Source organism: Novipirellula sp., from assembly GCF_041583735.1.
In the GTDB taxonomy this organism is placed as follows: domain Bacteria; phylum Planctomycetota; class Planctomycetia; order Pirellulales; family Pirellulaceae; genus Novipirellula.
In genome coordinates this window covers 1-8,619 of record NZ_JBFHFD010000010.1, presented here as the reverse complement: position 1 = coordinate 8,619, position 8,619 = coordinate 1, and the positions used below count along the sequence as shown (strand labels likewise).

At 52.2% G+C, this 8,619-nt stretch carries 7 protein-coding genes; 5 read left to right on the top strand and 2 right to left on the bottom strand.

Features of this window, described 5'->3' with window-relative positions; genetic code table 11:
• Nucleotides 1-67: 67 nt before the first annotated feature.
• Nucleotides 68-1,279, top strand: a complete 1,212-nt coding sequence (locus tag ABX962_RS01840) for a hypothetical protein (RefSeq protein WP_372716073.1) — start codon at nt 68-70, stop codon at nt 1,277-1,279.
• Between the two features lie 126 nt (nt 1,280-1,405).
• On the top strand, nt 1,406-3,046 hold the full coding sequence (locus tag ABX962_RS01835; RefSeq protein WP_372716071.1) for a hypothetical protein: 1,641 nt from the start codon (nt 1,406-1,408) through the stop codon (nt 3,044-3,046).
• Between the two features lie 134 nt (nt 3,047-3,180).
• Here ABX962_RS01835 and ABX962_RS01830 read toward each other — a convergent pair whose 3' ends face one another.
• Nucleotides 3,181-3,537 (bottom strand): hypothetical protein, encoded by a 357-nt coding sequence (locus ABX962_RS01830; protein WP_372716069.1) that lies wholly within the window; start codon nt 3,535-3,537, stop codon nt 3,181-3,183.
• A gap of 634 nt (nt 3,538-4,171) precedes the next feature.
• Here ABX962_RS01830 and ABX962_RS01825 point away from each other — a divergent pair.
• From ABX962_RS01825 to ABX962_RS01815, 3 genes are all read left to right on the top strand, one after another.
• The gene (locus tag ABX962_RS01825; protein WP_372716067.1) at nt 4,172-4,912 is read left to right on the top strand and encodes a hypothetical protein; all 741 of its coding nucleotides are present in this window, start codon (nt 4,172-4,174) and stop codon (nt 4,910-4,912) included.
• The gene (locus ABX962_RS01820; RefSeq protein ID WP_372716065.1) at nt 4,905-5,084 is read left to right on the top strand and encodes a hypothetical protein; all 180 of its coding nucleotides are present in this window, start codon (nt 4,905-4,907) and stop codon (nt 5,082-5,084) included. The genes ABX962_RS01825 and ABX962_RS01820 overlap by 8 nt, the downstream gene beginning before the upstream one ends.
• A gap of 1,066 nt (nt 5,085-6,150) precedes the next feature.
• A complete protein-coding gene (locus ABX962_RS01815) occupies nt 6,151-7,395 on the top strand; it encodes a class I SAM-dependent methyltransferase (protein ID WP_372716063.1) in 1,245 nt (414 codons plus the stop codon).
• A gap of 287 nt (nt 7,396-7,682) precedes the next feature.
• On the opposite strand, the gene ABX962_RS01810 is transcribed toward ABX962_RS01815, so the two are convergent.
• Complete coding sequence (locus ABX962_RS01810; protein ID WP_372716061.1) at nt 7,683-8,384, bottom strand: transposase; 702 nt, start codon at nt 8,382-8,384, stop codon at nt 7,683-7,685.
• Nucleotides 8,385-8,619 lie beyond the last annotated feature (235 nt).

The following is an 8,619-nucleotide window of genomic DNA, read 5'->3' as shown; positions in this document are numbered from 1 at the left end:
GAAAAAACGCTATCACAGAGCCTTGAACGACCTGTGTTACTCTTCGACCTCTGACTTCGGTAGATATATGACACGAAAAGTGTATTTGGATCAGTGCGTTCACAGCAGCCTTGTCCAGGGTGATTCTCCTTGGTACGAGATCGGCGCAGGTAAATTGCTCAAATCGGCTGTTGATGATGGACGAGCTGAAATTTGGACTTGCCCAACTCAGGTTCTTGAGACATTTCTCTGCGCTGACTACGACGACAGCGGAAAAATAATCGACACTCCAAAGCTAGATTTGCGAATAAAACTAGCAAGGAATGCATTGGAAATGATTGGAGCACAGAGAATGGCTCCGAGCTTCGAGTTCATCGTCGTTAAGGACTTCATGACTGCTCTTGCACGGATAGCGCCCGGATCGATTAAGACAGAAGAATATTTTGATCTTGAGCAAAAGCACAATCAAGAATTGTTTACGGGCGTGCTCGGCATACTTGCTGGCTATCGAATGTTTGATCGGCCCGAGAGTTTGGAGGAGTTGCAGAGAACAAAATTGACGAGCAGGCTGTTGCATTCTCGTTTTTGCAGAGCACCAGTAAGTTTCTTGCAAGATGTAATTGATTGCGCGAAAAACTTCCGTGTGACTTCGAGTGATGTGTTTGCTGATGTCGACGCGATGTCGATCCAACAAATTAACACGGAAATAGAAGCCAACATCAACGAAGGTTGTGCTTTGGATAAGACTCAACGTACACGACTTGAAAAGAACAAAGAAATGATCGCATTGTCGTATGGCGCTGCTGAGCTGGGACAATGTTTATCGATCGTATTCTCTGATCCTTGGCGATTGCTTCTGACGTTCGACATTGTTCAGATTAAGAATCAATGGTCCGATATAATGCGAGTCTCGGGGCCGAACGCAGTCCCCTTCCCTGGACCAGACGATGACGATCAGTGCGTTGGAAACTTAGAAGTAGTAAGTATGGCACTTGCAATATTGATCAAGCGTTTTGGCCAAAACATGCTTCTCATTTCGCGGATCCCATCCCTGGTTGCAATCAGCGAAATAGAAATGTGCCTTAGGCAGGGTGAAGTACCAACGGCGGGACTTACTTTCGATTGTGATCATGCAGTGATGCTGGCACGGATGAATGTATTCATGTCGCATGACCGAAGGCTTGTGAATCTTGCGAATAGAGCCAAGAGCGTTGTCAACAAAGCCGATCCCCACAGGGACATCAGTGTGGTTGCAACTACGAAGCAGCTAGAGAACATCCTCTCAAAGCCAGTTGCCTAATTCAGATTTGTCACTCCGCGAATTGGAGTGAACCGAAGCGTCCCGTTTCTCGTCATTTCGCTGATGCTGGACTACAGGCCGATGCGAGCGGCGTACATTTCAAGTGAATTCATCGTGTGAGCAGTGATGACAAATTATGATCAACCAACCAAGAATACGGCACGAAGGCTTTCGCTGTCTCATGCGGTAGATTTGTTGACGCAACGAAGGGATGAAGCCTGCTGTGTTCCTGAAAACTATGTCTCCGCGGTTCGCGAGGTGCTATTACGCTGCGAGAATAGGCACGACAGGGCATTAGCATCACAACTCGACGACAATACCATCGAGAGCTGGACGCGACTCCACCGATCCGTCAATGGGCGAAAGACTGCGAGTGATCTGTCTGTCTGCTATTTGTGCGGTCCAGATCCTACAAGTGACCTTGAGACACTAACAGGGCTCGGAGTACAACCACAAAACATTTGGGCGTTCGAGTTAGAGAACCGGCATTACCAAGAAGCGATTTCGACCGTCCGTAATAGCGGCTTTCCATACTTGAAAGTGCAAAAAGGGAAGATTGAACAATTCTTTGAGGACGTTCCAAGGCAATTCGACATCGTCTATTTCGATGCTTGCGCGCCGCTACCGAGCAACGGCCAGAAAACCCTGCAAACATTGTCAACGCTTTTTAGACACCATCGCCTGAATTCGCCTGGAGTTCTGATCACAAACTTTTCTGCTCCTGACGCCGACGACCACGAACTTCGACAACGGTTCAAGTTTCTGGTGAGCGCATATTTGTATCCGAAGGCGTGGCTTGAGTGGGACGGCGAGGCCGAAGCAGAGAACATCCGGTTATTGACACAGGAGGGACTTGCCTTTGACAAGCAAGACGATGATGAGGAGACAACATTCTCAGATATGGTCGAGCAGAATCTCGATTCGTATTACAGTCAGTATATCACGCGACAGATTTTCGACCTTGCGGTTTCAATCATTCCTTGGAATCGGTTTTGCAGTGGCGGATTCTTTGAGAAGTTCTTTGCTGGCCGAAATTCCCCTGATTTTCGATCCGCACTAAGCATCTTCAAGGAAGCATCGTTGGACAGCGTAGTTGCAGGCCTTGACGACGAAATTGAGGACGACCTTGATCATCCCATGCCAGGATTGGAGGAACCGAACAACAACCCGTTGTTCTGGACGCTTCAGCTCTTGAATGGGCGACGCGGACACGCTCAAGAATGGCGGCAAGAGTGGGCGTCGGTATGGAAGCAGCAAAGCGCGGGCCGTGGCTTTAACGCGGATACTGTCGAAAACGCGATAGAAGTAATCGAACTGCTTCGCGACTACGACCGCTTTGACAAGGAGGGCTTCAAGAAGGCTCTCAAAGGATTCACACGCTACGGCAAGATGTTCAATTTTTGCGATCCCGTATCTCGGCACACAGGCTTTGAGCTGCTCCTGAATCAAGTTGCCTATCCGATGCACTACAACGTCGCTCAGACCCGCCGTTGGCGGTACACGGCGAAGACAAAGGAAATGTACTTAGACGTGATCCCGTTTGATGAATGCCGTTACCTCTACGATTGGCTTCCGACAGCCGACTTGCTTGGGAAAGGGTATGCTGACCTACCACACCAGTTGGCCTATCGCTTTGCGCTCGATGGCCTCGGGAAGCACCATCACTACTACCACAACGCAAGTAGCTTTGGCGGCACGGCTGTCCTGGAGTTTAGCACACCCGGATTCGGCCCCCACTCACTGTCACCGCGACTACTTATTCCGTAACATGTTTGGACCGAACCTGACGGAAACCAAGCAAAAAACGCCTGCGGAGGATTTCTCCGCCGCGGGCGTTTCGGTTTTGTTCGTTTTTCGACTTACAGTTCGACGGATTCGACTTACAGTTCGACGGATTCGACTTACAGTTCGACGGATTCGACTTCGCGGACGAAGCGGGATGCGTCGTTTTCTAGGAACGATGAGACGACGTTGAACACGGCGTCACTGAAGCCGCCGATGTTTAGGATGTCATCTCGCTCGGGTGCCTGGCTGGCTCCGTAGGGTTGGATGTCGATGCAGACTAGCTTTGGATCGACAATGCCGAGTCCACGCTGGGTCTTCTTGAAATTCTCCAATTGCGTCATCACTCCGGTTGAACCGTTTTGGCCGTAAGCGAATCGGCGTCCCGAGGTGATCCAGCTTTCGTTGTCGCTGACCAGCACGATGCCGGCGAAGGCTTGCTTCGCGTAGCGTGTGTTGGCATCGACAATTAGCAACGAGCAATCCGTTCCTCCACTAAGGCGGTGAGCCAACCGTAAATGCTCCAGCCTCTGCAGCGGAGATACCCGCCATCGACCCCGCAGCCCTAACGGGCGTCAGCATAGCCGAGACCAGCCCCTACCTTCCCGGTGTGATCATTGCCCGGCACGGGTTAGCCGCCGGGGTCACCGAGGAGATGATTGCTGAAGTGCATGCTGCGAATAAAAACCCCCTGCCCGCGTGAGTCCCGGTTTGGTTTACGCAACGCATGGCACGTCGCGCGGGTCTATGACGAGGCAATGATGGCCGCCAATTAAAAACACCCCCGCCACCGTCACCGACGACGGCCCGCCAGGACGTCAAGACGGCACCTGAGCGGACCGTTTTGCGTTTGGGGCCGTCGTCGGTGTGAAATCGGTCCAGGGCGAGCACGCGTCAGACAGACCGCCTAAAACCTACAATCCGAAAAAAACTTCTTGACTTTGGCGGAAAGACTGGAATATTTAGGTTGGAACCTACTGCCTGCAACGAACGGGCCACGGCCACCAAACCGATTTCCCGCAGCCCTAACCGGTGCGAGGTATTGAAGATTGGCAGCGACGTGTTCTGTAGGAAGCCTAACCGCGATACCTATTTACCCTGGTGGCAAACATGCCGAAAAAACCGGATGGGGACGATACGTCCCTACCCCACGAATTGGCCCGTCAGATCAGAAAATTATTTGATGGGAACCCCCTAAGTCACGATAGCTTTCAAGACGAATTGAAGGCCGTTGTCGAAGCAACCACGCTAACTACCCACGCTCAAAAACAGGTGGACACGTGGCTTAAAAACGACGGAACTATCAAAGATGCGCCGCTTGCGGTTTTGGATATCATCAGGACAGCCCAGGTCAAGCTTGTAAAGACTCAGACCAAGGTGATTGCCACTAAAACTGATGCGATTGCCGCGAATGCCAACGCCCAAAAAGGGCGTCGTGTTTCAAGCGATACCATTAGTGTCCTGACCCGCTTGGACGAGTCCATCGCAGCAGCCACCAAGCATTTGAAAAAATTGCCGGGGGCACGCGAGCCAGAAACGATGGTAAGCGTTGACTGCATTTTGCAAAATGAGGAATGCCCCATTTACTGTGATACTTACTATCTAACGTTCCATGAGAACGAGATCCAGGTATGTAACGAATACAGCCAGAATCCAGAAGCAGAATACAAGTACATATACAAGACGCTGGATAAGTATGACGCTAACACCCGGGTCAAGTTGTGTGCATACATCCCCGACCTGATTGCTGCCGCCAAGGCTGCCGAGGAAAAAGTACGGGAAGCAGCTGAAGACGTCATTGCTAGCATTGAGCAGGCCATCGCCGAATCAATGGAGGTGGAAAATGAGTAAGCGCAGGAACGGAAAGGGAAGAGGACGACGTCCCAATATGTGCGACAAGCAACCGCCAACGCCGACTCCATCACCCGCACCGCCGCCGTCAGATGGCAGGGCGTACCTATTTGGTAGTGGTATGCGGTTGATCGCGATGTTTGGTGATCTGCTGATGTGGTGGAAGTCTTAGTAGTGAAGGGGAGGCAGGGAGGAGACCCGGTGGACAGTCCATTTTAGGGCACCTTGCAACAGCTAAACGCTAGCCCGGTCTGCCGGTGTATCAAACGAATGTACTGACCCGGCTAGCGGTATGCCCCGATCCCGACCAATACGCACCAGAACGAGGTTGTGTTTTTACGGTCATCTTTGGGCTCGTGAATCACGGAGCACAACCCCACCCCGGCCCGTCGAACCTGTAGCCCAACAGCGTAAACGCGAGTTGGCGCGGGTGCTAGTTGCGGTAGTGTGCGGGCTCTGACACAGTGCGTTGCAATGCAATGTGCAGCCGGTACGCTGGCCGGTAGATACGCCCGCTTACCCCATTGATGCAGCACCTTAAGCCACCGGATGCTGCGAGGTGGGGCGTGGATCTGACGCCGCCGTCGTGTTATTAGGTAGCTGGATGTCCAATGGGCTACCGGGTATGTGCGGCGACGGCGGCGTCAGGTTCACGGACAGAAACTACGCAGTGCACCAGACCTTGAGCCGATGACCAATCGCAATAGGCACGCCGCCCGTGACGCCACCCACGTCCACGACGCGGTGTGCGTCCGCATCAGTAGCAATGTGTAGTCGATCGTGTCCCAGACGCCCGAACTGACCGCGTGGGCGGACGCTAGAGTCCCCAAACTCACTAATCCCACGAGCTCAACAGACGACTGTTAATCCTACGCATCGCAAACCACGCAAATCTTCGTTCTTTAGCGAAGCTTGACGGAAGCCGACGGACAACTTGTAAATCAGCGATACTCGGGACATCGCCGTGTCGTGATAGAGTCTGTGGTTCGTTAAGATAGCACCAATGTTCTTGAACTTCGCTTCCGATCGTCGACATCGTTCGGGAATTTCCTGGAGGGCTGCATGTGGATGCACTTTATTTTTATCGTCACAGCGAACACGACGACCTGGAACTTCGATTTTCCCTCCGCAGTCTGGCTGCGCACGCGCCTTGGCTGAACAAGATCTGGATTTTCGGCGATCGGCCCGGCTTTCTTGCCGAGAACCAAACATTTGCCGAGCATGTCCCTCATGAGGCGATGGCCGAACTCGGCCCCTATCGGACGCCCCTGACGAACTTTTTCATCATGCTAGAGGCCTCTTCGCAGATCCCCGATCTTGATGATGAATATATATGGCTTTGTGACGATTTCATTTGTTTGGACGAACTCAGCCCAGAATCAGCACGGTCAACCAGATACATTGACGACTTAAGAAACGTAAAAAATAGGGGAACCGGACTGTGGGCAGAATCCTTGTGGCGCACTTTTGACCTATTGGTTCGTCTTGGCTATCCGACCTACAACTTCGAGACGCACACGCCAACCTATTATCGGAAGCATTGGATCCAAAATGCTTTTAAAGATTTTCGTGATTTCATTACCGAAGATCGGTGGTATGGGATGTTGGGGCCAACCGCGGTGCTCAACCATGCTTTTCTTCATGACAGGATGGGTCTGGTCCATCGTGGCGATGAAGGGCGATATGTCGGGTTCCACGGAGAGCAGCCGACAAAAGAGCATGTGGAATCGGCGTGTCGCGAGAAGACCTTTCTCAACTTTGACGACGATGCGTTTGGTCCGGTACTGATAGAGTATCTATACAAATTGCTGCCCGATCCCTGTCCGGCTGAGAGAACCGCTGCAGGTGGCAAGCTAACAATCAACGGAGCACAGCGGTCGAACATAGCAGTAAACAACCCAAAGTGGGAATTTCCTCCGCCTGTCATATCGGAACGTGATCAATTAGGAAATTGGCTAAACGATGCTTGGTTATTGGACCACGGTGTCGTGATTGGCGATCAGTACGGCCACTTTGCCGAGACGTTGTTACGCCGATGGCGGTGCCGACGGCTCGACTGCATAGACGCCTGGGTGTGCCGCCTCGATGACCCGCTGCACGTCGATAAGAATAACTTTCCGCAGTGGAAGATCGATCACGCTTATAATGAAACTCGACGACGGCTGGGTGGCTTTGCAAGTCGTTGCCATATCCGTCGCGAAGTCCCTGCCGACGCTGCCAGCCATTATGCAGATAGATCCCTGTGCTTAGTTTACATCGACGAACAGCACTACTTTCAAGCGGTTTGGGACCATTTAGAGATCTGGTCCAAAAAGGTTCGACCGGGCGGAATCTTGGCGGGGCACGATTACTTGGACGGCATACTGCCCTCAGGAAACTTCGAGGTGAAATCGGCAGTCGACCAATGGGCTCGTGAGAGATCACTTACTGTTCATTGCACTGGCGAAGACGTATGGAGATCGTGGATTATCCAAATACCATGATCCGTTTCCCAAGAGCGAGGTACCCATCAAAGAATTTTCGCGGCAATAGAAAGGCCTCCGTCATTTTTGGCGAATTTTGGACAGCCTCGATTCGTAACCTTTTTCTTGGGCGACCTCCCGGTCGAGTGATCGATCGAATCGCTGGTCATTTGCAACTCCGCTCGACCCAATCCTCTGCTCGGCAAGGACCGTTGCCACCACCCGAAGCGTCTTCTTGCTGGGGGCAATCGTCGTCAAAATCAATCGTATCAAGCAGTTTAAACGACCAAGGGGAATGACCAAATGGACTAGCCCTCTTTGTTATTTTCTTGGTCTGGGAAACGCACGCGTTTCCGTCCTCGTGGACGCATCGTTGATTCGAGGTTCAGTCGACGAGCAATCGATTCTACCCATCCATCATCACCCAGTGGTTTGCCCCGCTGTGCAGACAAGCGAACTGCCGCTAGTTCCGCTTCAGATAGAGGAGAATTGACGCGTTTGACCCAGCCCGGCAGTCTCGCCATCGGCCAGGACGAAAGAAGTGGTGGATTTGGCTCTGGTTTGCGAAGCCAGCGCCACAACGATCCCCACCGCCATTGCTCGGCGCGTTTAACAAAACCAGCCCTTAACGCATTACGCTCAACGTACCGGCACACGACCAAGAAGTGCTCGTCGTCTTGAATCGGAAAGCTCTTGTATCGCTGCTGGTAAACATGCCCCATTCCACTGGTGTGATAGTGGGCGTGATAACGCATCGTATGCGTCCCTCCGACCCATCCCATAAAGCGGCTCATCTCGCCATCAACCAGCGGACGCAGTACCACATGATAGTGATTAGGCATCAACTGGTAACTAAAAAGTTCCACCTGATGGATCTGCAACGCTTCAAACAGAATCCGTTCGAAAGCCGCGTAGTCTTCTTCCTTATGAAAGACTTCCGCACGCAAGTTGCCGCGGTTCAAAGCATGATACAGCCCACCAGCTTCGTCGGCTCGTGGTGGTCTTGGCATAAACGAGTTCTCCCAAGGTCGGTAATCTCGTCATTCTAACGCACTCCGATGCGTAATCAAAGAGGCCTGACCCTTTTGATTTGCTTGACCCTTTTGTAACAGTTTAGTCCCCGGGCCGGGGTGAATCTGACGCGGTGACATTGACGGTTGTCTGATCGATTGGTGTCACTGCGGCAGTTGCTGTAGGTCGCTCTGATTCCTTTGCGCAGATTTTAACCGTACGCGCAGCAGCAAG